Source organism: Streptomyces sp. NPDC097617 (assembly GCF_044761485.1).
Classification (GTDB): Bacteria; Actinomycetota; Actinomycetes; order Streptomycetales; family Streptomycetaceae; genus Streptomyces.
In genome coordinates, this window is the sequence record NZ_JBIWCL010000027.1 from 15426 (window position 1) to 41890 (window position 26465).

At 73.0% G+C, this 26465-nt stretch carries 22 protein-coding genes; 4 read left to right on the forward strand and 18 right to left on the reverse strand.

Going from position 1 to position 26465, the window contains the following annotated elements; genetic code table 11:
• Window position 1 precedes the first annotated feature (1 nt).
• The 7 genes from ACIQZO_RS32610 to rsmI form a co-directional block, all read right to left on the reverse strand.
• Entirely contained in the window at window positions 2-1330 is a 1329-nt protein-coding gene (locus ACIQZO_RS32610; protein WP_403633214.1) for an acyltransferase family protein, read from the reverse strand.
• A gap of 157 nt (window positions 1331-1487) precedes the next feature.
• The gene (locus ACIQZO_RS32615; protein WP_403633216.1) at window positions 1488-2405 is read right to left on the reverse strand and encodes a 4-(cytidine 5'-diphospho)-2-C-methyl-D-erythritol kinase; all 918 of its coding nucleotides are present in this window, start codon (window positions 2403-2405) and stop codon (window positions 1488-1490) included.
• Complete coding sequence (gene rsmA / locus ACIQZO_RS32620) at window positions 2402-3322, reverse strand: 16S rRNA (adenine(1518)-N(6)/adenine(1519)-N(6))-dimethyltransferase RsmA (protein ID WP_403633218.1); 921 nt, start codon at window positions 3320-3322, stop codon at window positions 2402-2404. Before rsmA ends, ACIQZO_RS32615 begins: the two co-directional genes overlap by 4 nt.
• Before the next feature lie 29 nt (window positions 3323-3351).
• Window positions 3352-4875, reverse strand: coding sequence for a ubiquitin-like domain-containing protein (locus ACIQZO_RS32625; RefSeq protein WP_403633221.1), 1524 nt, complete (start codon window positions 4873-4875; stop codon window positions 3352-3354).
• A gap of 116 nt (window positions 4876-4991) precedes the next feature.
• Window positions 4992-5888 (reverse strand): TatD family hydrolase, encoded by an 897-nt coding sequence (locus ACIQZO_RS32630; RefSeq protein WP_403633223.1) that lies wholly within the window; start codon window positions 5886-5888, stop codon window positions 4992-4994.
• A 10-nt stretch (window positions 5889-5898) separates the two neighbouring features.
• Entirely contained in the window at window positions 5899-6393 is a 495-nt protein-coding gene (locus ACIQZO_RS32635; RefSeq protein WP_403633226.1) for a hypothetical protein, read from the reverse strand.
• A 139-nt stretch (window positions 6394-6532) separates the two neighbouring features.
• The gene (gene rsmI, locus ACIQZO_RS32640; protein ID WP_403633438.1) at window positions 6533-7408 is read right to left on the reverse strand and encodes a 16S rRNA (cytidine(1402)-2'-O)-methyltransferase; all 876 of its coding nucleotides are present in this window, start codon (window positions 7406-7408) and stop codon (window positions 6533-6535) included.
• A gap of 142 nt (window positions 7409-7550) precedes the next feature.
• Here rsmI and ACIQZO_RS32645 point away from each other — a divergent pair, with 142 nt between their 5' ends.
• A complete protein-coding gene (locus ACIQZO_RS32645) occupies window positions 7551-9320 on the forward strand; it encodes a dolichyl-phosphate-mannose--protein mannosyltransferase (protein WP_403633229.1) in 1770 nt (589 codons plus the stop codon).
• 69 nt (window positions 9321-9389) lie between these two features.
• Here ACIQZO_RS32645 and ACIQZO_RS32650 read toward each other — a convergent pair whose 3' ends face one another.
• Window positions 9390-9653, reverse strand: a complete 264-nt coding sequence (locus tag ACIQZO_RS32650) for a hypothetical protein (RefSeq protein ID WP_403633231.1) — start codon at window positions 9651-9653, stop codon at window positions 9390-9392.
• A gap of 313 nt (window positions 9654-9966) precedes the next feature.
• On the opposite strand from ACIQZO_RS32650, the gene ACIQZO_RS32655 reads away from it, so the two are divergent.
• Window positions 9967-11616 carry a penicillin-binding transpeptidase domain-containing protein gene (locus tag ACIQZO_RS32655; RefSeq protein WP_403633234.1) on the forward strand — a complete coding sequence of 550 codons (1650 nt, stop codon included), beginning with the start codon at window positions 9967-9969 and terminating at the stop codon, window positions 11614-11616.
• Between the two features lie 49 nt (window positions 11617-11665).
• Here ACIQZO_RS32655 and ACIQZO_RS32660 read toward each other — a convergent pair whose 3' ends face one another.
• The 4 genes from ACIQZO_RS32660 to ACIQZO_RS32675 are packed head-to-tail and all read right to left on the reverse strand — an operon-like array spanning window position 11666 to window position 15485.
• Window positions 11666-12817, reverse strand: a complete 1152-nt coding sequence (locus ACIQZO_RS32660) for a serine hydrolase domain-containing protein (protein ID WP_403633441.1) — start codon at window positions 12815-12817, stop codon at window positions 11666-11668.
• 34 nt (window positions 12818-12851) lie between these two features.
• Window positions 12852-13664, reverse strand: a complete 813-nt coding sequence (locus ACIQZO_RS32665; RefSeq protein WP_403633237.1) for an energy-coupling factor ABC transporter ATP-binding protein — start codon at window positions 13662-13664, stop codon at window positions 12852-12854.
• On the reverse strand, window positions 13652-14413 hold the full coding sequence (gene cbiQ / locus ACIQZO_RS32670; RefSeq protein WP_403633240.1) for a cobalt ECF transporter T component CbiQ: 762 nt from the start codon (window positions 14411-14413) through the stop codon (window positions 13652-13654). The genes ACIQZO_RS32665 and cbiQ overlap by 13 nt, the downstream gene beginning before the upstream one ends.
• A 1-nt stretch (window position 14414) precedes the next feature.
• Window positions 14415-15485 (reverse strand): energy-coupling factor ABC transporter permease, encoded by a 1071-nt coding sequence (locus ACIQZO_RS32675; RefSeq protein ID WP_403633241.1) that lies wholly within the window; start codon window positions 15483-15485, stop codon window positions 14415-14417.
• Between the two features lie 170 nt (window positions 15486-15655).
• Here ACIQZO_RS32675 and ACIQZO_RS32680 point away from each other — a divergent pair, with 170 nt between their 5' ends.
• Entirely contained in the window at window positions 15656-16093 is a 438-nt protein-coding gene (locus tag ACIQZO_RS32680) for an SsgA family sporulation/cell division regulator (protein WP_403633244.1), read from the forward strand.
• Between the two features lie 85 nt (window positions 16094-16178).
• On the opposite strand, the gene ACIQZO_RS32685 is transcribed toward ACIQZO_RS32680, so the two are convergent.
• Complete coding sequence (locus ACIQZO_RS32685) at window positions 16179-18386, reverse strand: MMPL family transporter (protein WP_403633247.1); 2208 nt, start codon at window positions 18384-18386, stop codon at window positions 16179-16181.
• Window positions 18387-18516: 130 nt separating this feature from the next.
• The gene (locus ACIQZO_RS32690; RefSeq protein WP_403633250.1) at window positions 18517-19107 is read right to left on the reverse strand and encodes a TetR/AcrR family transcriptional regulator; all 591 of its coding nucleotides are present in this window, start codon (window positions 19105-19107) and stop codon (window positions 18517-18519) included.
• 150 nt (window positions 19108-19257) lie between these two features.
• Between ACIQZO_RS32690 and ACIQZO_RS32695 the strand changes: the two genes are divergently transcribed.
• On the forward strand, window positions 19258-22539 hold the full coding sequence (locus ACIQZO_RS32695; protein ID WP_403633253.1) for a S41 family peptidase: 3282 nt from the start codon (window positions 19258-19260) through the stop codon (window positions 22537-22539).
• A 113-nt stretch (window positions 22540-22652) separates the two neighbouring features.
• On the opposite strand, the gene ACIQZO_RS32700 is transcribed toward ACIQZO_RS32695, so the two are convergent.
• From ACIQZO_RS32700 to ACIQZO_RS32715, 4 genes are all read right to left on the reverse strand, one after another.
• A complete protein-coding gene (locus tag ACIQZO_RS32700) occupies window positions 22653-22829 on the reverse strand; it encodes a hypothetical protein (RefSeq protein ID WP_403633255.1) in 177 nt (58 codons plus the stop codon).
• 76 nt (window positions 22830-22905) lie between these two features.
• On the reverse strand, window positions 22906-23790 hold the full coding sequence (locus ACIQZO_RS32705; protein ID WP_403633258.1) for an SDR family oxidoreductase: 885 nt from the start codon (window positions 23788-23790) through the stop codon (window positions 22906-22908).
• Window positions 23787-24743, reverse strand: a complete 957-nt coding sequence (locus tag ACIQZO_RS32710) for an alpha/beta fold hydrolase (RefSeq protein ID WP_403633260.1) — start codon at window positions 24741-24743, stop codon at window positions 23787-23789. The genes ACIQZO_RS32705 and ACIQZO_RS32710 overlap by 4 nt, the downstream gene beginning before the upstream one ends.
• Window positions 24740-26386: a flavin-containing monooxygenase gene (locus tag ACIQZO_RS32715; RefSeq protein ID WP_403633262.1), complete on the reverse strand. Its 1647-nt coding sequence runs from the start codon at window positions 26384-26386 to the stop codon at window positions 24740-24742. The genes ACIQZO_RS32710 and ACIQZO_RS32715 overlap by 4 nt, the downstream gene beginning before the upstream one ends.
• Window positions 26387-26465 lie beyond the last annotated feature (79 nt).

Here is a 26465-nt window from a genome sequence, read left to right on the forward strand (position 1 = left end):
ATCAGCCCCCCAGCCTAACCCTCCGGGCCGGGGCGGACCGTTCCACGAGATACCAGCCGCCCAGCGCCATCGCGATCGCGGCCGGCGCGGTGACGGGCAGGGCGATCAGCGTGGCACTGTGCCCGTCGAGCAGACCGCCGAGCCCGGTCATGGACAGGCCCAGGATGCCGAGCAGGCACAGGGTGATCCCGACGGCGGCCAGCGGCCCGCCGGTGCGCCGGGCCGGGGCGGGAACAGTCGGCCGGGGCGCCTCGAAACGGCGGAACAGCGCGACGAGCACGCCCGTGACCACGGCCGCGGCCAGCACTCGTACCGGGGCCTGCGCCCACCAGGCGGCCGTCGCGGGGGCCGGCAGGCCGAGGCCGAGGGCGAGCTGGATCCCGTACACGGCGAGCATGGCGGTGAGGTGCCACAGGAAGGCGGTCATGGCGAGGCCGTTGGCCGCGACGACCCCGCGCCAGACACGCGGGCGGCCCAGCCAGGCGGTGGCGGGCCGGGACAGCAGCTGGACGGCGCCGACGAGCCACAGGCCGTGGCACAGGAGAGCCAGGGTGGGCGGGGCCATGTTGGACACCTTCTCGCCGGGCATCCCCACCATGGACAGCGGGTACGGGCCGTACGCCACCAGCAGCGCGGCAGAGGCGAGACCCGCGGCGGCGAGGACGGCGGGCCGGCGGATCCGGCCGTCGGCGCGCAGGAAGCCGAGCTGGTGGACGGCGAGCCAGACGAAGGCGAAGTTCAGGAACTCCACGTACGGGACCCCGAGCGCGAAGCGCAGTACATCGACCAGCGCGGCCGCCCCGGCCGGCGCGGCGAAGGCCCCCCAGCCGTAACGCTCGTGCAGCTTCAGCAGCGGCGGGGTGAAGGCGACCATGGCCAGGTAGATCCCGATGAACCACAACGGCTGGGTGACCAGCCGCAGCGCGGCCCCCGTCAGCGGACCGCCGCCGCGGCCGGCGAGCTGCACGGCGAGCGCGAGCAGCGCCCACACCAGGACGAAGACGAGGGTGGGGCGCAGCAGCCGCTGGAGCCGGGCCCGCAGGAAGACGGCGTAGACGGGGCCGTCGGTGCGGCGGGCGAGGGAACGGTAGGACAGGGCGTGCGAGAACCCGCCGACGAAAAAGAAGACGGGCATGATCTGCAACCCCCAGGTGAGCACTTGGAGGGCGGGCACGAGGGCGAGCAGATTCCCTATCCCGTCGGCGCTGACGGCGGCCATCAGCCAGTGCCCGGCGATGACGGTGCCGAGCGAGGCGACGCGCAGCAGGTCGACGTACCGGTCGCGGTCGGCGGGCGTCGCGTCGGCGAGGGCCCGTGCGGTGGCTGTCATGACCCCACGGTCGCCCTCGCGGGCCGTCCCCCGACAGGGCGCGGATACTCAACTCCCGCCTGAGTACTGCCCGGGGCTCCGCCGCGCTGTTCCAGCCCCGCCGGCGTTTGAGGCGCGGGGGTCCGGGGGCAGCGCCCCCGGCAACCGGCCCGCAGGGTCAGGACGGCAGGACCGTCGCACCCGGAGCCGGGCTGGACGCCACGTGAGTGGCTCGGCAGGTGCCGGAGGCCTCGAGCGCGGCCGCGACCTTGGCGGCGGATTCCTCGTCCGCGACCAGGAACGCCGTCGTCGGCCCCGAGCCGGAGACCAGCGCGGCCAGCGCACCACCCTCCACGCCCGCGGCCAACGTCCGCGCCAGCGGCGGCCGCAGCGACAGCGCCGCCGCCTGGAGGTCATTGGCCAGCGCCGCGCCCAGGGCGTTGGCGTCGCCCGACGCGAGGGCCGCCAGGAGCACCGGCGAGGCCACCGGCACCGGGATCCGCGTACCCTCCGCCTCGGCCAGCCGGTCGAACTCGCGGAACACCGCCGGCGTGGACAGCCCCCCGTCGGCCACCGCGAAGACCCAGTGGAACGCCCCGGCTTCCACCGGGGTCAGCAGCTCGCCCCGGCCGGTGCCGAGCGCGGCCCCGCCGACCAGACTGAAGGGGACGTCGCTGCCGAGCTCCGCGCAGAGGCCGAGGAGTTCGGCGCGCGGGGTGTCCAGGCCCCACAAGGCGTCGCAGGCCAGCAGGGCGGCCGCCCCGTCCGCGCTGCCGCCCGCCATGCCGCCCGCAACCGGGATGCTCTTCGCGATGTGGAGGTGGACGGCGGGTTCGATGCCGGACCGGGCCGCGAGGATCTCGGCGGCGCGCGCCGCGAGGTTGGTGCGGTCCAGCGGGACCTTGTCTGCGTCCGGACCCTCGCAGGTGACGGTCAGGGTGTCGGCCGGGGTGGCCGTCACCTCGTCGAACAGCGACACGGCGAGGAAGACGTTGGCCAGGTCGTGGAAGCCGTCGGGGCGGGCCGCGCCCACCGCGAGCTGCACGTTGACCTTGGCGGGGACCCGTACGGTCACGGCCGCCCGGAGCGCGCTCACAGTGCGGGCCTCTCCGCCGCGGGCTTGTGCTCGGCGATCGCCGCGAACTCCTCGACCGTCAGGGACTCCCCGCGGGCCTGCGGCGAGACACCGGCGGCGACCAGCGCGGCCTCCGCGCCCGCCGCCGATCCGGCCCAGCCGGCCAGCGCGGCGCGCAGCGTCTTGCGGCGCTGGGCGAAAGCGGCGTCCACGACCGCGAAGACCTCCGCCTTGGTCGCGGTCGTCCTGATCGGCTCGGTGCGGCGCACCAGCGAGACGAGACCGGAGTCGACGTTCGGGGCGGGCCAGAAGACCTTGCGGCCGATGGCACCGGCGCGCTTGACGTGCGCGTACCAGTTGGCCTTGACCGAGGGCACCCCGTAGACCTTGTTGCCCGGCTCGGCGGCCAGCCGGTCGGCGACCTCCGCCTGCACCATCACGAGCGTGCGCTCGATGGTCGGGAAGCGGTCGAGCATGGTCAGCAGGACGGGGACGGCCACGTTGTAGGGCAGGTTCGCGACGAGGGCGGTCGGCGGCGGGCCGGGCAGTTCGGTCACGAGCATCGCGTCGGAGTGGACCAGCGCGAAGCGGTCCTTCCTCGCGGGCATCCGCGCCTCGATGGTGGCGGGCAGCGCGGCGGCCAGGATGTCGTCGATCTCGACGGCGACGACCCGGTCCGCGGCCTCCAGCAGCGCGAGCGTCAGCGAGCCGAGCCCGGGGCCGACCTCGACGACGACGTCGTCCGGGCGGACCTCAGCGGTGCGCACGATCCGGCGCACCGTGTTGGCGTCGATGACGAAGTTCTGCCCCTTCTGCTTCGTCGGGCGTACGCCGAGGGCGGCGGCCAGCTCCCTGATGTCGGCCGGGCCGAGGAGGGCGTCGGACACGGAAGGAGGGGTGTTCTCGGGGTTCTCGGGCTGCTGCTCTGCGGTGCTCACCGGTAAAGCGTCTCAGATCGGCGTGCTCGCTACGACGTGAGCCTGCGGCCGCAGTGCGGCCACGGGCTCGCCCCCCGCTGCACGTAGAGCTTCTTCGCCCGGTACGTCTGTTCCGTGCCCGAGGCGTTCTGCGGGCGTCCGCTGCCGCCGAGGCCCTGCCAGGTGCGGACGTCGAACTGGTAGAGGCCGCCGTAGGTGCCCGAGGCGTCGGTGGCGGAGGGACGGCCGCCGGATTCGCACTGGGCCAGGGCCGCCCAGTTGAGGCCGTCGGCGCCGGTGACGGAGCTCGGCAGGGCCCTGGTGCCGACCTTGACGAGCTGGCTGACCGGTTCGCGGACGACCTCGTCGGCGATGGGCCGCGGCTTCTGCCGGACCCCGTTGACGGTGCGCAGGCTGTACGTGACCCTGCGCGCCCCGGGTCGGCCGGCGCGCTCGACGACCTCGGTGCCGGAGAACAGCTCGGGGTCCTTGACCTTCTCGGTCTCGAACGGGATGCGCTCCTCGCGGACCTCGCGGGTGCCGGTGATGCGCAGCACCGTGACGGTCTGGCCGTCGCGGGGGAAGTCGGTGGGGGGCACGGAGGTGGTGTCCTGGCCGTGGAGGGTGATGCCGGCCTGGTCGAGGGCCTCCTGGACGGTGGCGGCGTTGGTGCGGATGGTGCGTTCGCGGCCGTCGGCCATGAAGGTGACGCTGCGTTCGGTGCGGACGCTGAGGGCCAGCCCGGCGCGCGGGACGGGGGCGGTGCGGGGGGCGGAGAGGTAGGCGCCCTCGGCGCGGATGCCGAACTGGTGCAGCGCGCCCTCGACGGTGCGGGCGGTGGTCCACACCTGGCGCTGCTGCCCGTCGAGGGTCAGGCGCAGGGGGCGGCCGTAGCGGACGACGACCTCCTCGCCGTCTTCGAGGGGTGCGCGGGCGGCGGGGGCGACGAGGTCGTGGGGGCCGACGCCGAGTCCTTCGGCGGCGAGCAGTTCGCCGATGTCGTCGGCGAAGGTGTGCAGGGTGCGCGGGACTCCGTCCACGGTGAGCCGTACCGATTTGTCGGCGGCCACGAACGCCGTGGTGCCGCCCGCGAGGAAGGCGACGACGAGGGCCTGCGGCACGATCCGCCGCCAGTTCGTGCCGATGGGCCGGTCGGGCAGGCCGCGGCCCCGGGCGCGGCGGCGGCCGGTCCCCGCGCCCTGGCCCGGCACCACGGGTGCCACGGGTGCCACGGGTGCCACGGCCAGGGTGTCGGCCGGCGCCGTGGCGGGGCCCGCCGGGTTCGCGGCCCGGCGGCGGCCCGACCCGGGCGCTGCGGGGGCCGCGGGCGCCACGGGCGCCACGGGCGCCACGGGCGCCGCGGGCGCCGCGGCCAGGGTGTCGGCCTCCGCCAGCTCGGCCGGTGACAGGGCGGCCCGGCGGCGGCGCCCGCCGCGCGGGACGGGGACCGCGGGCCGGGGGTCCCACGGGGCGGGGACGGGATCGCCCGAACCTGCCGGCCAGGCCAAGGGCTGGGCCTCGTACGCCTCGGGGACGGGACCGCCACGGCGGTGACTGCCCTGCGTATCGCTCACGACGCTCGCTCCACTGGTGATCCGGCACCCTCTGAGTGCGGGCACGGCACCCTAGCGGAGGAGCCGTCACGCTCCAAAGCCGTACGGCTACACAGCGTGTCGGGGCGGGCGGGGCGTCAGTAGTCGAAGGCGCGGGCCGTGTTGGCCGCCAGCGCGGTGGCCATCGCGTCCTCGTCGATACCGCGGACCGCGGCCATCGCCCGGACCGTCAGCGGAATGAGGTACGGCGCATTGGGCCGTCCGCGGTACGGCGCCGGGGTCAGGTACGGCGCGTCCGTCTCGACGAGCACCAGCTCCTGCGGGGCCACGGCCAGCGCCTCACGCAGCGCGCCCGCGTTCTTGAAGGTGACGGTCCCGGCGAAGGACATGTAGTACCCGGCGGCCGCGCACTCGCGGGCCATCTCGGCGTCCCCGGAGTAGCAGTGGAAGACGGTCCGTTCGGGGGCGCCCTCCTCCCGCAGGACGCGCAGCACGTCCGCGTGGGCGTCCCGGTCGTGGATGACCAGGGCCTTGCCCTGCCGCTTGGCGATCTCGATGTGCGCGCGGAAGGACCGCTCCTGCGCGGCCATGCCCTCCGGACCCGTGCGGAAGTAGTCCAGGCCGGTCTCGCCGACCGCCTTGACGTGGTCGAGCGCGGCCAGCGCCTCGATCTCGGCGAGGGCCTCGTCCAGCGCGGACTCGCCGCCGCCCGCCCGGGCGCCCTGGCGCGACCAGTTGTCCGGATCCCCGTGGACGATGCGCGGGGCTTCGTTCGGGTGGAGGGCGACGGCCGCGTGGACGTTCGCATGGGCGGCCGCGGTCTCGGCGGCCCACCGGGAGCCCTTCACGTCGCAGCCGACCTGGACGACGGTGGTCACGCCCACCGAGGCGGCCTTCGCAAGGCCCTCCTCGACAGTGCCGGACTGCATGTCGAGGTGGGTGTGCGAGTCCGCGACCGCCACCCGAAGGGGCTCGGGCAGCGGCGGCGGTGCGTCCTTGGCCTGCGTCTGCGTCTTCTCCACGCGTGTGCTCATACGGCCGATCCTATGACCGGCGGAAGAACCCCTTCAGGCGGGAGAGCAGGCCCCCGCGCTCCCCGGCCGGCTCGAGGGCCACGGGCCCGGGGGCGGCGGGCGAGCGGGGCGCCCTGCGCTGCTTCGGCGGCCGGGGGACGTTCACCCCGGCCGGTACCGGTCCGGCGATCCCGGGGGCGATCTGGTGGTGGTAGAGGTGGTCGATCATGCCCATCACCGAGGAGACCTGGCCGGCGCGCATGATCCGTACGACGTGTCCGCCGCAGTTCAGGCAGGTCGGGTTGGACAGCGGCGAGGGCACCCGCTCGCCATCGGCCTTGTACATGATGAACGGCTCGCCCTTGGCGTCGACGTGGTGCTCGATCGCGTACGCCTGCTCCCAGCCGTAGCCGCATTTCATGCACGCGAAGGAGTAGGCCTCGTGCACGGTGTGCACGTCGGTGGCGGACACAGCGACAGGGACTGCGGCGGGGACGGGTACCGGGGTGTCTGCGATCTCACTCATGCCAGCTCCTCTTGTTCCACTGGTGCCATTGCCAGTGGACGCCTCTACGGGCGGGAGCGCATCAGGCCCTGTCTACTGTTGGACGGCCCTTGGGCGACTCATTTCGAAAGTGCCCGGTGCGCGGTCTGAGCTTTGCCTTTCAGGCAAGCTCTTTACCTGCCTGCGGCACCTTTTGTGCCGCGTTCTTTGCCGCCACGACCGCGTCGAACACCTCGCGCTTGGGTACGCCCGCCTCGGCGGCGACCGCCGCGATGGCCTCCTTGCGCCGCTCGCCGGCCTCCTCGCGCACCCGCACCCGGCGCACCAGCTCCTCGGCGTCCACGTCGCCGGGCGCGGCCGCCGGAGCGCCCTCGACCACGACCGTGATCTCCCCGCGCACGCCCTCGGCGGCCCAGGCGGCGAGCTCGCCGAGCCCGCCGCGCTTGACCTCCTCGTACGTCTTGGTCAGCTCGCGGCACACCGCGGCCCGCCGGTCGGCCCCGAAGACCTCGGCCATGGCGGCCAGGGTGTCGTCGAGCCGGTGCGGGGCCTCGAAGTAGACGAGCGTGCGCCGCTCGCCCTCGACCTCGCGCAGCCTGCTCAGGCGCTCCCCCGCCTTGCGCGGCAGGAACCCCTCGAAGCAGAACCGGTCCACGGGCAGCCCCGACATGGCGAGCGCGGTGAGCACCGCGGACGGCCCGGGGACGGCGGTGACCCTGATGTCCTTCTCCACGGCGGCGGCGACCAGCCGGTAGCCGGGGTCGGACACCGAGGGCATGCCGGCGTCGGTGACCAGCAGGACGCGCGCGCCGCCGACCAGGGCCTCGACCAGCTCGGGGGTGCGCGCCGACTCGTTGCCCTCGAAGTACGACAGGACGCGCCCGGTGGTGTGCACGCCCAGCCCCTGGGTCAGCCGGCGCAGCCGCCGGGTGTCCTCGGCGGCGATCACGTCGGCCCGCTCCAGCTCGGCCGCCAGACGCGGCGGGGCGTCCGTCAGGTCGCCGATGGGGGTGCCGGCGAGCACGAGCGTGCCCATCGGGCCTTCGGCCGTGGCGGCGGTTCGGGTGGGCTCGGTACCGCGGGGCTGGTCAGTCGTCACCCGCCCATCCTCTCAGCCCGGTGCCCCGACGCCCCCCGCCACTGGTGGCGCACACAGATCTCTTCCCTACGATGTGCCGGTGACCAGTACCGCGACGCCGCCGCCCAGCCCCGCGGGGGCCCCGCCCGCCTCCCCGGTGGGACGCGAAGACGATCCGTCCACCTGGCTGCGCCGGTTGCGCGGCTTCGGCTACGCGCCGCCCGCCGGCCCGGCCGCGTGCGCGGACGTGCGTACCCGGCTGGTGCCCCCGTACGCCAGGCCGTCCAAGCAGCTGTGGATGAGCTTCGGGCTGGTGCCCGAGGTGTGGGGGACCTGGCAGCGGATCGTCTCGTGGGCGGGGCCGGCGCTGGTGGCGCTGGTCGCCGGGGTGCTGCGGTTCGTGCACCTGGGCAGCCCGAAGGCGGTGATATTCGACGAGACGTACTACGCCAAGGACGCCTGGGCCACGATCAAGCAGGGCTACGAGGCGAGCTGGCCCAAGGACATCGACAAGTCGATCCTCGCCAACCCGGCCGGGGTCGCCCTCCCGACGGATCCGGGCTACGTCGTGCACCCGCCCGTCGGCAAATGGGTGATCGGGCTCGGCGAGTGGATGTTCGGCTTCACCCCCTTCGGCTGGCGGTTCATGACCGCCGTGCTCGGCACCCTGTCGGTACTGATGCTGTGCCGGATCGGACGGCGGCTGTTCCGCTCGACCTTCCTCGGCTGTCTGGCGGGCGCGCTGCTCGCGGTGGACGGCCTGCACCTGGTGATGAGCCGCACGGCGCTGCTGGACCTGGTGCTGATGTTCTTCGTGCTGGCCGCATTCGGGGCGCTGCTCATCGACCGCGACCGGGCCAGAGCCCGGCTCGCGGACGCGCTGCCGGTGGACGAGGAGGGCCGCACCCGGCCCGACGCGAAGATCGCCGAGACGCTGCGGCTGGGCTGGCGGCCGTACCGGATCCTCGCCGGCGTCTGCCTGGGTCTGGCGGCGGGCACGAAGTGGAACGGCTTCGTCGTCCTCGCCTTCTTCGGCGTCCTCACCGTCCTGTGGGACGCCGCCGCGCGCCGCACGGCGGGCGCGGGTGCTCCGTACGCCTCGATGCTGCGCCGCGACGCGCTGCCCGCCTTCGTCTCCACCGTCCCGGTCGCGATCGTCACGTACCTGGCCTCGTGGTCGGGCTGGATCCTCAGCCCGGACAACGGCAAGGGCGGCTATCTGCGCGACTGGGCGGCCAAGAACGACCAGGCCGGCTCGCTCGGCTTCCTGCCGGAGTGGCTGCGCAGCCTGTGGCATTACGAGACCGAGGTCTACAACTTCCACGTCGGCCTGACCTCGGGGCACACCTACGAGTCCAACCCGTGGAGCTGGCTGGTCCTGGGCCGTCCCGTCTCCTACTTCTACGAGTCCCCCGAGCCCGGCACCGACGGCTGCCCGGCGACGGAGGCGGGCAAGTGCGCCCGCGAGGTGCTGGCCCTCGGCACCCCGCTGTTGTGGTGGGCGGGCTGCTTCGCGCTGCTGTACGTGCTGTGGCGGTGGTTCTTCCGCCGCGACTGGCGGGCGGGCGCGATCGCGTGCGCGCTGACGGCGGGTCTGCTGCCCTGGTTCAACTACCAGGAGCGGACGATCTTCTACTTCTACGCGGTGGTCTTCGTCCCGTACCTGTGCCTGGCGGTGGCGATGATGATCGGCGCCCTGCTGGGCCCGGCCGGCTCCAGCGAGCGCCGACGGGCGCTGGGCGCGATCGGCGCGGGCGTGCTGGTCCTGCTGATCGCGTGGAACTTCATCTACTTCTGGCCGATCTACACGGGCCAGACCCTCCCGATGGACTCCTGGCGCGGCCGCATGTGGCTGGACACCTGGGTCTAGCGGAGCGGAGCGGGCGAGGGCACAGGCCCCGATGGCTGCCGGGCGGCGTCGGGGCCCTTGTCGTTGCCGCTAGCGGGACGCCTCGCAGGCCGAGGACGCGACGTCCTTGGAGGCTCCGACCGCGACCAGGCTGGCGTTGCAGCTGGTCAGGTTGCCGATCTGCCCCTGGTAGCAGGCCTCCGCGGCGCCGTCCGTGGCCTTCGGGGCGTGCTTGGCGACGTACTGCTCGCAGGCCTTCACGTCCGCGTGGGCGGAGGGGGCGGCGACGGCGACGCCGCCGAGGGCGAGCGCCAGTCCTGCGAGGATGCTGGGGATTCGAGCCGACGGACGCATACGGACGCACCTGCTCTCTCGGTCGGTCGCGCGGTCAGGGGATGCGCCGGACCGCGGGCGGGGGCGGCGGCGCGGAGCGGGCACTCCGGGGGGCGACCGGCTCGGGGGCATCGGTCACCCTCGCCCTTCCGACGCTAGAACACGACGCCGGTGCACGCATTTTCGCCCCGCCCGCCAGGCCGAAGGGGGCGGCCGGTACCGAACGAGCTTCGCTCAGATGTTCCGGTCCGGTAACAACCCGCATACGGGAACGCAGCGCAGCGTAAAGTCCGAACCAAGGGTTCTTTGAACACGTTCAGAGAACCGTCGGTTCATGGGGGAAGGTACACAGGTGAACGGGGCTGCGAAAGGTGCCATCGTCGGCGGGGTGTTCCTCGCGATGCTCGGCGGCGCGGGGTACGGGGTGTATGCGCTCGTCGGGGACGACGGCGGTACGGACGGCAAGGACGGCGAGACCACCGCCGAGGCCGGCAGCGGGCCGGTCAGCGAGAAGGACACGGCGAAGACCGCCAAGGCCTTCCTGGCCGCATGGGCGGCCGGGGACGGGCGGGTGGCGGCCGACCTGACCAACAACGCCGCGGCCGCGCAGGCCGCGGTCGGGGACTTCAGGACCAGGGCGTACGTGTCCAAGGCGGTGATCACCCCCGGTACGCCGAACGGCACTACCGTGCCCTTCAAGGTCGAGGCGGAGATCACCTACGAGGGCACCACCAAGCCGCTGGCCTACGACTCCCAACTGACCGTGGTCCGCGGGCTCACCAGCGGAAAGCCGCTGGTCGACTGGCAGCCCTCGGTGATCCACCCGCAGCTCCAGAAGGACGAGACGCTGCGCGCGGGCGCCCCGGCGAACCCGCCGGTCAAGGCGGTCGACCGCAACGGCGAGGAGCTGACCGCGCAGAAGTACCCCTCGCTGCGCCAGGTCCTCGAAGAGCTGCGCCAGACCTACGGCGGCAAGGCCGGCGGCAAGGCCGGCGCCGAGGTGTGGATCGAGCCGGCCGCCAAGGAGGCGCCCAAGCGGACCCTGCTGACCCTGGTCGAGGGCGAGCCGAGCACCCTCAAAACGTATCTGGACGCGAAGGTTCAGGCGGCGGCCGAACAGGCGGTCTCCAAGTTCCCGGAGGCCTCGGTGGTCGCCGTCCAGCCGAGCAACGGACATGTCCTGGCCGTCGCGAACAACCGCAAGGACGGCTTCAACGCGGCGATGCGGGGCAAACGGGCCCCCGGCTCCACGATGAAGATCGTGACGGCGGCGATGCTGCTGGACCGTGGTCTGGTCGCCGCCGACAAGCCCGCCGAATGCACCAAGGAAGCGGTCTGGGGCGGCCGCACCTTCCACAACCTGAAGAACTTCGACGCGCCGGGCGCCACCTTCGCGACCAGCTTCGCCCGGTCCTGCAACACCGCCTTCATCAAGCCGATCGACGGCGTGCGCGACGACGCGGCACTGTCCAAGGAGGCCACGGAGGTCTTCGGCATCGACCTGGACTGGAAGACGGGGATCCCGTCCTCCGACGGAAAGGTTCCGGTGGCGACCGGCGCGGAGGAGGCCGCCGGGTACATCGGCCAGGGAAAGATCACGATGAACCCGCTGAACGTCGCCTCCATCACCGCGACCGCCCGCACCGGCGTCTTCCGCCAGCCGCTGCTGGTCTCGCCGGAGCTCGACGGCCGGACGGTCGCCACGGCGAAGCGCAAAATGAAGTCCTCGGTACAGCAGCAGCTGGTCGGCATGATGAAGCTGACGGCGACCAGCGGTACCGCGAGCGAGGCCATGTCCTCGGTCGGCGGCTCGGACAAGGGCGCGAAGACCGGCTCGGCGGAGGTCGGCGGCGCCGGGGACAGCCCGGACAGCTGGTTCACCGGCTTCAGCGGCGACGTGGCCGCGGCCGCGATGGTCGAGGGCGGCGGCCACGGCGGCGAGGCGGCGGGCCCGATCGTCGCCCAGGTGCTGAACGCGGGCTGACCGAGGGCGGCGACGCGCACGGCCCGCGCCGGAACGGGTCGCGTCGCCGTCAGAGGGCTGACCGCAGCGCCCGGACCAGGGCCTGCGCCCGCGGGTCCGCGGTGACCGACTTGGCCAGGGCGTTGGTGACGTAGCCGAAGCCGATACCCGCCTCCGGGTCCGCGAAGGCCAGGGACCCGCCGCGGCCGGGGTGGCCGAAGGAGGCCGGCGAGAGCAGCGGCGAGGCCGGTCCGTGCAGCATGTAGCCGGCGCCGAAGCGGGTGTTCACGACCAGCACCCGGTCCGGCCCGGCGGAGTGCTCCCGGGCGGCGAGCTCGGTGGTGGCCGGGGTGAAGATCCGTGCGCCGTCCTCGACGACGCCGATCGTGGCCCCGTAGAAGCGGGCCAGGGCGCGGGCCGTCCCGATACCGTTCGAGGCGGGGAGCTCGGAGGCCCGGTAGGCGGCGGCGTTCTCGTCGGGCAGCGGGTGGATGGCGGCGAAGGCCCGGCGGGTGAGGGACTGCGGATCGGCGTAGGCCTCGGAGACGTTGCGCCGCGGCCGCGTGCGCAGCATGCCCGCGCTCTCGGGCGGCTCGACCGGGGCCACCCGGCCCACCCGGTGGCCCTCGGTCTCCGGAAGGCCGATCCAGAAGTCCAGGCCCAGCGGCTCGGCGATCTCCTCCGCCAGGACGGAGCCCAGGGTGCGGCCGGTGGCCCGCAGCACCAGCTCGGAGAGCAGCCAGCTGTAGGTCTGCGCGTGGTAGCCGTGCCCGGTGCCCGGCTCCCAGAAGGGCCGCTGCGCGGCGACCGCGCGCGCTCCGGACACCCCGTCGGCGGCCTCGGCGGCGGTCAGCCCCCGGTCCAGCGCCGGTATGCCCGCGCGGTGCGCGAGCACGTCGCGGACCAGGATCCGCTCCTTGCCGCCCTCCTTGAACTCCGGCCAGTACGAGCCCACGGGCGCGTCCAGGTCCAGCAGTCCGCGCTGGTGCAGCAGCAGCGGCACGGCCGCGGCCACGCCCTTGGTGGCGGACCGGACGATCTGCGCGGTGTCCTCGGCCCACGGCTCGGCGCCCCCCGCGTCCCGCGTGCCGCCCCACAGGTCGACGACCTTGCGGCCGTCCCGGTAGACGGCCACGGCCGCGCCCCGGTCCCCGAGCACCTCGAAGTTGCGTACGAACGCGTCCCGGACGGGCTCGAAGCCCGCCGCCACCACACCCTGCATGTCCACGATCGGTCCAACAACCTCCGACCGGCGCTTATGCCACCGGCCCCCGTGCCACCGGCGCCGCGACCGAGCGGGGGTCGAAGCCGAAGGGGAGCTCCAGCCGGTGGGCCCGCATCAGCTTCTCGTCGCACAGCAGCTCCTGCGTGCGGCCGTCCGCCGCGATGACCCCCTCGCTGAGGATCACCGAGCGCGGGCACAGTTCCAGCGCGTACGGCAGGTCGTGCGTCACCATCAGCACGGTCACGTCGAGCGAGCGCAGGATGTCCGCGAGCTCGCGGCGCGAGGCCGGGTCCAGATTGGACGAGGGTTCGTCCAGGACCAGGATCTCGGGCCGCATGGCCAGGACGGTCGCCACCGCGACGCGGCGGCGCTGGCCGAAGGACAGGTGGTGCGGCGGCCGGTCGGCGAAGTCGGCCATGCCGACCTGGTCCAGGGCCGCGCGGACCCGCTCGTCCAGCTCCGCGCCGCGCATTCCGGCGGCGGCCGGGCCGAAGGCCACGTCCTCGCGGACGGTCGGCATGAACAGCTGGTCATCGGGGTCCTGGAAGACGATCCCGACCCGGCGGCGGATCTCGGCGAGGTTCCGCTTCTCCACCGGGAGCCCGGCCACGGCCACGGTGCCGACCCCGCCGGTGAGGATCCCGTTGAGGTGCAGCACCAGGGTGGTCTTGCCGGCGCCGTTGGGTCCGAGGAGGGCGACCCGCTCGCCCCGCCCGACGGCCAGGTCCACCCCGAAGAGGGCCTGGTGTCCGTCCGGGTAGGCGTAGGCGAGGCCGGACACCTGGAGGGAGGGGGCCAAGGCGGCGGAGGCGGCGGAGGCGGAAGGAGGAGTCACAGCGTCCATCCCATCAGACAGACGGCGAACGCCGTCACCGGGAGCACGGCCGCGTACGCCCACTGGGCGCGGGTGGCCACGACCTCGTCGATCACCGGCATGGAACCGGCGTAGCCGCGGCTGACCATCGCGAGGTAGACCCGCTCGCCGCGTTCGTAGGAGCGGATGAACAGCGCCCCGGCGGTCTTGGCCAGCACCCCCCAGTGCCGGATGCCGCTCGCCTCGAATCCGCGCGAGCGGCGGGCGATGGACATCCGGCGCAGCTCGTCGCTGATCACATCGCCGTAGCGGATCATGAAGGAGGCGATCTGCACGAGCAGCGGCGGCAGCTTCAGCCGTTGCAGGCCCAGCAGCAGGGAGCGCAGCTCCGTGGTCGAGGCGAGCAGGACGGAGGCGGCCACGCCGAGGGTTCCCTTGGCGAGGACGTTCCAGGCGCCCCAGAGGCCCGAGACGCTCAGCGACATGCCGAGCACCTGCACCCGCTCGCCCTCGGCCACGAAGGGCATGAGCACGGCGAAGGCCACGAACGGGACCTCGATCAGCAGCCGCCGCAGCAGGAAGCCGGCCGGGATCCGGGCCGCGGCCGCCACAGCCGCGAGGAGGACGGCGTACAGGCCGAAGGCCCACACCGCCTCGCGCGGTGTGGACACGACGACCACGACGAAGGCCAGGGTCGCGGCGAGCTTGCAGTGCGGGGGCAGGCTGTGGACCGGCGAGTCGCCCTGTCGGTAGAGCTTGTGGGCGTGGCCGGCTCCCATGTCAGCCTGCCGAGACGGAGGTGGCGGTGGCGGTCAGGTCCTCGGTCCGGCGGCGGCGCACGGCCCAGAAGATCCCGGTACCGGCGACGACGGTCACGCCGACGCCGATGACCCCGGCGAGACCGCCGGACAGGCGGGCGTCGTCGACGTCCTTGACGCCGTAGTCGGCGAGCGGGGAGCCCGCGGCGGCGTGGTCCTCGACCTTCTCGTCGATGCCCTCGTCCGCGGCGACCTTCTCCAGGCCGTCGGGGTCGGCGGAGGCGTAGAAGGAGACGAAACCGGCGAGCACGAGGGCGGTGACCAGGCCGGTCACCCACACCTTCTTCGTCGAACCGGCGCCGGCACGGGCAGCGGTGGCCGCGGGCACGGCGGCCGCGGCCGGTGCGTCGACCAGTGCGCCGTCGACGCGCAGCTTCAGCGGCGCGGTCAGCCCGCGGGCCCCGTGCACCAGGTCGGGGCGTACGGCGATCACGGCGCCCACGGTCGCCGCGGTGATGGCGGCCTCGCCGATGCCGATGAGCACGTGCACGCCGACCATGGCGGTGAGCACCTTGCCCAGCGGCACGTCGGTGGTGCCGCCAACGGCGTAGACGGCGGTGAAGGCGACGGCCGCCGCGGGCACCGAGAGCAGGGCGCCGACGAAGGCGGCCACGGTCACGGAGCGGCGGGTGGGCGGCAGGATCCCGAGCAGCCCGCGGAAGATCGCGTAGGCGACGACGACGGTGACGACGCCCATGACGGTGACGTTCACACCGAGGGCGGTCAGGCCGCCGTCGGCGAAGAGGATGCCCTGCATGAGCAGGACGACGGACACGCACAGCACGCCGGTGTAGGGGCCGACGAGTATCGCGGCGAGCGCTCCGCCCAGGAGGTGGCCGCTGGTGCCCGCGGCGACCGGGAAGTTCAGCATCTGGACGGCGAAGATGAAGGCGGCGACGAGACCGGCGAGCGGGGCGGTCCGCTCGTCGAGTTCGCGGCGGGCGCCGCGGAGGCTGACGGCCACAGCGGCGGCGGCCACCGCTCCGGCGGCCACCGACACGGGTGCGTTGATGAATCCGTCGGGCACATGCATGGAAGGGCTCCGCTTCTTACTCAGTCTTTAGCTGTTCAACCATAGTGCCCAGTTGCAAATCGTTGGCAAGAGCGGACGCATCACAAATAGAAGCGCGCGCTTTCGTGGGAATGTGCGAGTCTGGACAGGACAAACGGACGCAAATATTGCGATTTCGAGGAGTCTTGTCGATGTCAGCCACCGCCGAGAATCCACCAGCCACCGCCGGCGCCGTCGAGGAGCGGGTCCGTGCCCGTGTGATCACGGACGATCCCCTCTACCGGACCATCCCGGTCGCCCTGCGCTTCACCGCGGCCGAACCGCTGGCCGTGCGGATCGTCTTCCCGGCGGGTCTGTCCCCCGAGGCAACCGACAACGAGTGGGTTTTCCCCCGCGCCCTCCTGGAAGCGGGCCTCCAGGCCCCGACCGGGACCGGGGACGTACGGGTCTGGCCCTGCGGCCGCGTCCAGGCGGTCGTCGAGTTCCACTCCCCCGAGGGCGTCGCCGTGGTGCAGTTCGACATCGCCGCACTGCGCCGGTTCCTGCGGCGTACGTACGCCCCCACGGCGCCGACCGCTCCGGCCGCGCCCGTCGCGCCGGCCGCGGCCGCGGCCGCCACCACCCGTTAGGCGCAGACGGGCCCGGCCCCGTACCACCCGATGATCGGGCGGTACGGGGCCGGGCTGTCCTGTGGGCCCGTACGGGCCGTCAGGTTCAGGCGTTGACCAGCTCGCGGTCCTTGTCCGGGCCCTCCGGGGAATCCGCGGACTTCTCCAGGTGCTTGCGCAGGCTCTCGCCCTCCACGTCCACGTTCGGCAGCAGCCGGTCCAGCCACTTCGGCAGCCACCAGGCCTTGTGTCCGAGCAGTGCGAGCACCGCCGGGACGATGGCCATGCGGACCACGAAGGCATCGAAGAAGACGGCGACGGCCAGACCGAAGCCGATCATCTTGACCATCTGCTCGCTGGCCCCGATGAAGCCCGCGAACACCGCGATCATGATGACGGCGGCGGCCACGACGACCCGCGCGCTGTACCGGAAACCGGTGACCACGGCCTGACCCGGGCGCTCGCCGTGGACGTACGCCTCACGCATGCGGGTGACGAGGAAGACCTCGTAGTCCATGGCCAGGCCGAAGACGACACCCACCATGAAGATCGGCATCATCGACATGATCGGACCGGTCTGCTCCACCCCGAAGACCGAGCCGAGCCAGCCCCACTGGAAGACCGCGACGACGGCGCCGAGGGCGGCGACGACCGAGAGCAGGAAGCCGAGGGCCGCCTTGAGCGGGACCAGGATCGAGCGGAAGACGAGCATCAGCAGCAGGAAGGCGAGACCCACGACGAGCGCCAGGTAGGGCAGCAGCGCGTCGTTCATCTTCTGTGAGAAGTCGATGTTCATCGCGGTGGCGCCGGTGACGAGGACGTCGTCACCGCTGCCGTCGCGGATCTCGTGGACCAGTTCCTCGGTGTGCGTGGAGGACGGGCGGTCCTTCGGGATGACGGTGATCACCGCGGCGTCGCCGGCCTCGTTGAGGGTCGGCGGGGTGACCGCGACGACCCCGTCCAGGCCCTTGATCCGGTCGGCGGTGGAGTCGGCGAGGGCCTTGTCACCGTCCACGACCACCATCAGCGGGCCGTTGAAGCCCGGACCGAAGCCGTCGGACAGCAGGTCGTACGCCTGGCGCTGGGTTGTGGAGACCGGCTGGGCGCCGTCGTCCGGCAGGCCCATCTCCAGCTTGGTCGCCGGGATGGCGATGATGCCGAGGCCGATCACACCGGCCAGCAGCACCACGACGGGGCGGCGCAGGACGAAGCGGGCCCAGCGGGTGCCGCCGTTGGGCTTCTTCTGCCCGTCGGCGCCGACCGGCTTGCCCTTGCCGAACAGGCGGCTCTTCTGACCCGCGGGCAGCACCTTCCTGCCCGCGAAGGCGAGGATGGCCGGGACCAGGGTCAGCGCGACGAGCACGGCGATGACCACGGTGCCCGCGGCCGCGAAGCCCATCTTGGTCAGCATCGGGATGTTGACGACGGCCAGGCCCACCAGGGCGATGACCACGGTCAGACCGGCGAAGACGACGGCGGAGCCGGCGGTGCCGACGGCGCGGCCCGCGGCCTCGTCGCGCTCACGGCCCTCGGCGAGCTCCGCGCGGTAGCGGGAGACGATGAAGAGGGCGTAGTCGATGCCGACCGCGAGGCCGATCATCGTCGCGAGGGTGGCGGTGGTGTTGCCGAGGTCCAGCACGTTGGCCAGCGCCGTGATCGAGGAGACGCCGATGCCCACGCCGATCAGCGCGGTCAGCAGCGGCAGCCCGGCCGCGATCAGCGAGCCGAAGGTGATGACGAGGACGATCGCGGCAACCGCGATGCCGATGATCTCGCCGGAGCCGGTCTCGGGGGCCGCCATCAGCGCGTCACCACCGATCTGGACGTTCAGGCCCGCGGCCTTGGCGCCCTCGCCCGAGTCCTTGAGCGCGTCGCGGGTGGGGTCCTTCAACTCCATGCCGCTGACGTTGTACTTGGCGCTGATGTAGGCGGTGGAGCCGTCCTGGCTCACGGCCTGGGCCTCGTACGGGTCGGCGACGGAGGAGATCTCGGCCGCGCCCGGTCCGGTCTTCAGACCCGAGACGATCTTCTGGACCTCGGCCTTGGGGCCGGGGTCGGTGACCTTGGCGCCCTCGGGGGCCTTGATGACGATGCGGGCGGTGGCGCCGTCGGCGGCCATGCCCGGGAAGCGCTTGTCCAGCAGGTCGAAGGCCTTCTGGGCCTCCGTACCGGGTATCGAGAACGAGCCGGAGGTGGGCGCGCTCGCCGAGGCCGCACCGAAGCCGGCGGCGAACAGCAGCGCCACCCAGAGGAGGGCGACGAGGCCGCGGCGCCGGAAGGCGCCCCTGCCGAGTCGGTAGAGGAAGGTAGCCACGTCGGTGGTTCTCCCGTTCAGGTCGTGGGATGGATCCGGATCGGATCAGGGCGTGAAGAGCCGGCCCGACGACGAGAGCGGCGTGTCAGGAGCAGCGCGGAGGCAGTGCGGGGACGGGGAGGTTCGGGGATCAGACGCCGAGGGCGGGGAAGACCACGGCGTCGATGAAGTCACCGAGGAAGGCCCGGTCCACCGGGCGGTCCTCGATCAGCGGGAGCGCGATGAACGCCCCGATGAGCATGTGCGGTACGAAGTCGAGCGCAGGACAGTCCGGGCGGATCTCGCCCCGGTCCACCGCACGCCGCAGCATCGCCTGGAGACCGTTGATCTCCGGGTCGACCAGCAGGTCGCGCAGGGCCTTGTGCAGCTCCGGGCTCTCGTGCACGGCATGGGCCAGACCCCGCATCAGTGCGGTGTCCTTGGCCATCTGCGCGTCGTCGGAGTGCTCGACCATGCGCGCGAAGTCCCCGCGCAGGGTGCCCGTGTCGATCTCGCGCAGCGAGACCGGCTGCGTGCACCGCAGGGCCTTGGCGACCAGTTCCGGCTTGCTCCCCCACTGGCGGTAGAGCGTGGCCTTGCTGGACTTCGTACGGGCGGCGACCGCGTCCATGGTCAGCGCCTCGTAGCCGACGTCACGCAGGAGGTCGAGGACCGCCTCGTGCAGTTCGGCCTGCCGTTCGGGGGTGATCCGGCTGCGCCGAGCCGCCATCGCCTCGGTCATCTCCGCCTCCCGCCCGATCGAAACTGTTCCGTACGCTTAAGACCATACCCCCACTCCTAGCGAAACGAAACCGTTCCGTTTCGCTTGACGGGGTGGCATGGATCACCTGTACGAGTTGCCAGGGCCCCCTCGCGCGGAAAGCATTGGGGGGTGAGTCACGACGTCGCGTACCTCCGGTTCCCGCACCTGCACGACGACCTTCTCTGCTTCGCCACCGAGGACGACCTCTGGGTCGCCCCGCTGGTCCCCGACGGACAGACGCCCGGACGGGCCTGGCGCATCACCGTCGACCGGACCCGGGTCGGCCACCCGCGCTTCTCCCCCGACGGCAAGCACATCGCCTTCACCAGCTGGCGCAGCCTCGACCCCGAGATCCACCTCGCCCCGGTCGACGGCGGCCCCGCCCGCCAGCTCACCTACTGGGGCGCCCTCGACACCCGCGCCTGCGGCTGGACCCCGCCCGACGAGGACGGCCGCAGCGACATCCTGGCCGTGTCCTCGCACAGCCAGCCCTTCTCCTACTTCGCCTGGGCCTACACCCTCCCGACCGACGGCAGTCCCGGCGGCCGCCTTCCGTGGGGTCCCGTCTCCGACATCCAGGTGCGGGAGACCGAGGAGGGCGAGCGGCACTCCCTGCTGCTCACCGGCAAGCCCCCGCACGAGCCCGCCGCGTGGAAGCGCTACCGCGGCGGCGCCACCGGGCGGCTGTGGCTGCACGGGCAGCGACTGCTGGAGGACATCGAGGGCCACCTCGACTCCCCGATGTTCGTGGGCGGCCGGATCGCCTTCCTCTCCGACCACGAGGGCATCGGCAACCTGTACTCCTGTCTGCCCGACGGCACCGATCTGCGCCGCCACACCGATCACGGGGAGTTCTACGCCCGGCACGCCTCCAGCGACGGCTCGCGCGTCGTCTACCAGTGCGCCGGCGACCTCTGGCTCGTCGACTCCCTGGACCGCGGCGCCGTCCCGCGCCGCCTCGACGTCCGCCTCGCCGGCCCGCGCGCGGGCCGGCGTACGTACCAGGTGCCCGCCGCCAGCCATGTCGACTCGCTCTCCGTGGACGCCACCGGGCGGGCCAGCGCCGTCGTCGTGCGCGGCAGCCTGTACTGGCTGACCCACCGCGACGGCCCGGCCCGGACCATCGCCGACACCCCGGGCGTACGGGTGCGGCTGCCGGAGATGCTCGGCAGCGGCGGGCAGGTCGCCTACATCACCGACGCCGAGGGCGAGGACGCGATCGAGATCGCCTACCTTCCTCGGGCCTCCGGCGAGCGGGCGCCCCGACGGCTGGCCTCGGGCCAGCTGGGGCGGGTCACCGAACTGCTGTCGGACCCGGACGGCGAGCGGCTCGCCATCGCCTCCAACGACGGCCGGCTGCTGCTCATCGACGCCACCGAGGAGTCCAACGGCGAGGTCACCGAGCTGATCGCGTCCATCAACGGCCCCGTCACCGACCTGGCCTTCTCCCCCGACGGGGCCTGGCTGACCTGGTCGCACCCGGGCATCGGGCGTTCGCTGCGGCAGATCAAGATGGCCCGGATCTCCGGCCCCGGCTCCCGGGTCATCGTGGACGTCACCAACGGCCGCTTCGAGGACGAGAACCCGGTCTTCACCCGGGACGGGCGCTACCTGGCCTTCCTGTCGTGGCGCGGCTTCGACCCGGTCTACGACGTGCACACCGGTGACCTCTCCTTCCCGCTGGGCTGCCGCCCGTACCTGGTGCCGCTGTCCTCCGCGACCCCCTCCCCCTTCGCGCTCTCCGCCGAGGGGCGGCCCGCGGCCGGCGGACTGGACCTGGCGGAGGGCGACTCGGGCGAGGGCGACGGCGCCGTGACCGTGGAGGTGGAGGGACTGGAGAGCCGGGTCACCCCCTTCCCGGTGGCCGCGTCCAAGTACTCGGCCCTGTACCCGGTGCACGGCGGCGGGCTGGTGTGGCTGCGCTGGCCGATCTCGGGCGCGCTCGGCGAGACCTTCGCCAACCCGGCCGACATCAGCGGCAAGCCGACACTGGAGCACTTCGACCTCACCAAGGCCCGCAAGAGCGAACTGGCCTCGGGACTGGACTGGTTCGCGGTCAGCGGCGACGGCACCCGGCTCGTGATCAACGACGACGGCGACCTGCGCGCGGTCCCGGCGACCGAGTCCGGCGACAGCGACTCGACCGTCTACCTGGACCTGCGGCGCATCCTGCACGAGGTGGACCCGGCGGCCGAGTGGCGCCAGGCCTACGAGGAGGCCGGGCGGATCATCCGCGCGTACTTCTGGGAGCCGAAGATGTGCGGGATCGACTGGGACGGGGTGCTGGGTCAGTACCGCTCCCTGGTCGAACGGGTCGCCTCCCCCGACGAGTTCGCCGACCTGCTGCGCGAGGTCCTCGGCGAACTCGGCACCTCGCACGCCTACGTCTCCCCCGCACGCCGCAACGAGGGCCCCCCGCACTACCAGCGCGCGATCGGCCTGCTCGGTGCCAACCTCTTCCCCCGGGAGGGGGAATGGGTGGTCAGCCGGATCCTGCCCGGCGAGTCCTCCGACTCCAAGGCCCGCTCCCCGCTGGCCGGCACCGGCATCCGGGAGGGCGCGGTGCTCACCCATGTCGACGGGCGGGCGGTGGACCCGGTCGCCGGGCCCTATCCGCTGCTCGCGGCGGCGGGCGGGACCACCGTGGAGCTGACCTTCCAGCCGGCGGCGGGCGAGGGCCGGGCCCGCCGGGTCGCCATCGTGCCCCTCATCGACGAGCGGCCGCTGCGCTACCAGGACTGGGTGTCCAAGCGGCGCGAGGCGGTCCGGGAGATCAGCGGCGGCCGGTGCGGCTACCTCCACATCCCCGACATGGGCGGCTCGGGCTGGGCACAGTTCAACCGCGACCTGCGGATGGAGATGTCCCGGCCCGCGCTGATCGTGGACGTACGCGGCAACGCGGGCGGGCACATCAGCGAGTTGGTGGTGGAGAAGCTGACCCGCTCCATTCTCGGCTGGGACCTGACCCGCAACGCCCAGCCGGTCTCGTACGCCTCCAACGCGCCCCGCGGACCGATCGTGGCGCTGGCCGACGAGGCGACCTCCTCGGACGGGGACATGATCACCGCGGCGTTCAAACTGCTGGGCCTGGGCCCGGTGGTGGGGCAGCGCACCTGGGGCGGGGTGGTCGGCATGACCGGCCGCCACACCCTCGGGGACGGCACGGTGATCACGGTCCCGATGAATGCCGCCTGGTTCCCGGAGTACGGCTGGTCGGTGGAGAACCACGGCGTGGAGCCGGACCTCTCGATCCTGCGGACCCCGCTCGACTGGGCGGAGGGGCGCCACGCGCAACTGGACGACGCCGTGCACCTGGCACTGGAACTGCTGGAACAGGACCCGGCCGCGGTGTCGCCGGGCTACACGGACGTGCCGGACCGGCGTCGTCCGAAGCTGCCGCCGAGGGAGTGAGCGGGGCGCACGCGGGAGGGGCGCACGCGGGAGGGGCGCGATCCCCGGGACAGCGGGATCGCGCCCCTCGGCGCTGCATGCGGGCCCGTGACCGCCGGGCCGGGGTCCGGCCGTCAGGTCCGGTCGTCGAGCTCGTCGCTGATGTCGTCGAACGACCGCTGCGGCGAGTCCTTCGGCTGCGGGGCGCGCGCGGACCTCTCGTCCTGCGCGCCCTTGCCGGGCTGCCGCGCCTGCCGCGCCTTCTCCTCGAGCTCCTGCGCCTTGTCCTGGAACTGGTCCTTGATACCCATGCTGTTCACTCCATGAGGGGTGTCGGTGGTGGGGCCTCGACCAGACTTGCATGAGCGGACATAGCGCGCATTTCGATCAGTGACTCTGTGTGCGCTCCTTCTCGTCGGCGGCCCCGCCGGCCCCGACGAGCCCCTTGGACACACTGCCCAGACGCGGCTCGAAGCGCTTCATCTCGCGCTGCCCGACCGTCGCGATCATGCCGGGCAGGTAGCCGCGCACGCCCTGCATGCCGCGCAGCCACCACTGCGCGTACACGTGCGGCGAGCGCCGCTCGATGCCCGCGACGATCCGGTCGACGGCCGGCCCCAGCGGGTACGTGCGGTTCGAAGGCCACGGCAGCCTCTGGCGCAACTCCCTCATGACCTCGTCCTGATCGGCGCCGCGCACCATGTCCGTGTCGGTCCAGGAGAGGTAACCGACGCCCACCTTCACCCCCTTGTACCCGACCTCCGCGCGCAAGCAGTGCGCGAAGGCCTCGACCCCGGACTTGGAGGCGCAGTAGGCGGTCATCATCGGCGCCGGGGTGATCGCGGCGAGCGAGGCGATCTGGAGGAAGTAGCCGCGGCTCTCCATCAGTACGGGCAGGAAGGCGCGGGCGGTGACGGCCCCGCCGATCAGGTTGACCTCGATCACCCGGCGCCAGGCCTGCGGATCCGATTCGGCGAACGGCCCGCCGGCGGCCACGCCCGCATTGGCGACGACGATGTCCACCTTGCCGAAGCGCTGTTTGACCTCCTCGGCGACCCGGGCCATGGCCTCGTGGTCGGTGACGTCGGCGTACCAGTGGTCGCTGTCGGTGTGCAGCCTCTCGGAGACCTCCTTGAGGGCCTCCGGCTCCAGCCCGACGAGGGCGATCTTCGCCCCACGGGCCGACAGCTTGCGCGCGAGCAGCTCGCCGACTCCCCGGGCGGCGCCGGTGACGACGGCGACCTGGCCTTCCAGACTCCTGCGAGCGCTCACGGCGTCTTCTCCTTCTCGGTGGTGTCGAGCCCGGTGTCGTTGGCGTCGGTGGCGTCGAGGTACAGCTCGGTCAGCTCGCGCAGGGCGGCCGTGACGGCCTCGGGGGCCTCGACCGGGGTCATGTGCCCCATGCCGGTGAGCTCGGTCAGGCCCACGCAGTTCGGCAGTGCGGCAGCGAGCCCGCGGGCGTGCACGATCGGCGTGAGCCGGTCGGCGGTGCCGCCGATGACGGCGGTGGGCACGGCGAGGCGGGCCACGTCCGCGTCCAGGTCCAGCCCGGCCAGCACCTGGGACCACGCGTGGCGCACCCCGGTGGGGCAGGCGTGGACGATACGGGCGCACGCCTCGACCTTGTCCGGCGCGGAACCGGGGCCCATGGTGGCGTACTTCAGGACCTTCCGGGCGACCGGCGTGACCGGCCCGAGGGGGGCGCGGGAGCCGAGAACCGCGCCGGTGATACGGGTCCGGGCGCGCCCGGCGCGCACCGGCAGCACCTGCGCCTCGGCGACCAGCCGGGAGCTGCCGGTACTGCACAGCAGCGCGGCCGCGGTGTGCTCGGCGAACTCCGGCCGGGCCGCCGCCGCCATGATCGTCATACCGCCCATGGAGTGCCCGGCGACGACCGCGCGCTCCCCGGGGGCGAGGGTGGCCGCCAGGACAGCCACCAGGTCGTCGGCGAGGGCGGTGGTGCTGTGCGTCCGGGCGGCGGGGCTGCGCCCGTGCCCGCGCTGGTCGTAGGCGACGACCCGGTGGGTGGCCGCCAGGGCCCGGATCTGCGCGGCCCAGAAGGCGGTGGAACAGGTCCAGCCGTGGGCCAGCACCACGGTCGGCGCGCCCCGCTCCCCGTGGACCTCGACGTGCAGCCGGGCCCCGTCGGCGGAGACGGCGACGAGCTCGCGCCGCGGGGCGGGCGGGGCGTAGGGACCGGAGACGACGTGCCCCGGCCGGCTCACGCGGCACCCTCGGCGGCCTCGGCCGAACCGAGTCCGGCCTCGCCGGCATGCGAGGCGCGGGGGTCCGGGGGCAGCGCCCCCGGCGACGGCGCCACGGCGACGGCCGGGACGGCACCCGCGGCGACGGCCGGGAGCCGCTCGCGGTCCGGAGCCCGCACGACCTCGTACTCCGCCAGATCGACACTGCGCGTCTCCCGGCGGAACTCCCCTGTCGTCCCCGGCCAGACCGTCGTATTGCGGCCCTGCGCATCGAGGTACCAGCTGGTGCAGCCGCCGGTGTTCCACACCGTCCGCTCCATCCGGGCCTGGACCCGGCGGTTCCACTGGTGCACGGCGGAGGGGCGCGCGGCCAGCGCGACCTTCCCGCCCAGCACGCCGAGCTGGCGCAGGTAGTCGGCCATGTAGTTCAGCTGCGACTCGATCATGAGGATCATGGAGCTGTTGCCGAGCCCGGTGTTCGGACCGATGATCGTCATCCAGTTGGGGAAGCCGGCCGCGGTCGCCCCGCGCAGCGACTGCATCCCGTCCTTCCACTCGTCCGCGAGGGTCCTGCCCTCCGCGCCCACCACCCGGTCGGCGATCGGCATGTCCGTGACGTGGAAACCCGTACCGAAGATGATCGCGTCGACCTCGGTCTCGGTCCCGTCGGCCGCGACCAGGACCGAGCCCCGGATCTCCTTCAGCCCGGAGGCGACCAGGTCCACATTGGGCCGTGCCAGCGCCGGGTAGTACTCGCTGGAGAGCAGGATGCGCTTGCAGCCGATCCGGTAGGAGGGCGTCAGCCGGGCGCGCAGTGCCGGGTCCTTGATCGACCGGGCCATGTTGGCCTTCGCGAGCGCTTCGATGAGTCCGAGCTGGTTCGGCCGCTTGGTGAAGGCGCTGACCTGGAGTTCCCGGATGCCCCACAGCAGTCCGCGGCGCGCGGCGCGGGTGAAGGGCAGCTGCCGGTGCAGCCAGCGCTCCACCGCGGAGATCGCCCGGTCGGTACGGGGCATCACCCACGGCGGGGTCCGCTGGAAGAGGGTCAGGCGCTCCACGTCGGGGGCGATGGCGGGCACGATCTGGATCGCGGAGGCGCCCGTACCGATCATGGCGACGCGCCGGCCGGCGAGGTCGTAGTCGTGTTCCCAGCGCGCGGAGTGGAAGACCTTGCCGGGGAAGCCGGACAGTCCCGGCACCTCCGGCAGCTTCGGCTCGGACAGCGGACCGGTCGCCGAGACCACCACGTCTGCGGTCAGCTCGCCCTGCGCCGTCTCGATCTCCCAGCGCAGCTCGGCGGCGTCCCAGCGCATCATCAGCACCTCGGAGTCGAGCCGGATGTGCCGGCGCAGCCCGAAGGTGTCCGCGACGTGCTCCAGGTACTCCCGGATGGCGGGCTGCCCGGAGAAGGTCCGCGGCCAGTCCGGATTCGGCGCGAAGGAGAAGGAGTACAGGTGCGACGGGACGTCGCACGCGCATCCGGGATAGCTGTTGTCGCGCCAGGTCCCGCCGACCGAGCCCGCCCGTTCCAGGACGACGAAGTCGGTGATCCCCTCGCGCCTCAGCCGCACGGCGGCGCCGAGTCCGCCGAATCCGGATCCGATCACCGCCACTCGTACGTGCTCGCGCCCCTCGCGCCCTCCCGTGCCACCCGTGCCACCCATGCCCGCCGCCTTCCGCTCATCCGCAGTTCCAGCCACGCAACGCCGCAACGCACCACACCATCGAAACACTGCCAGCAAT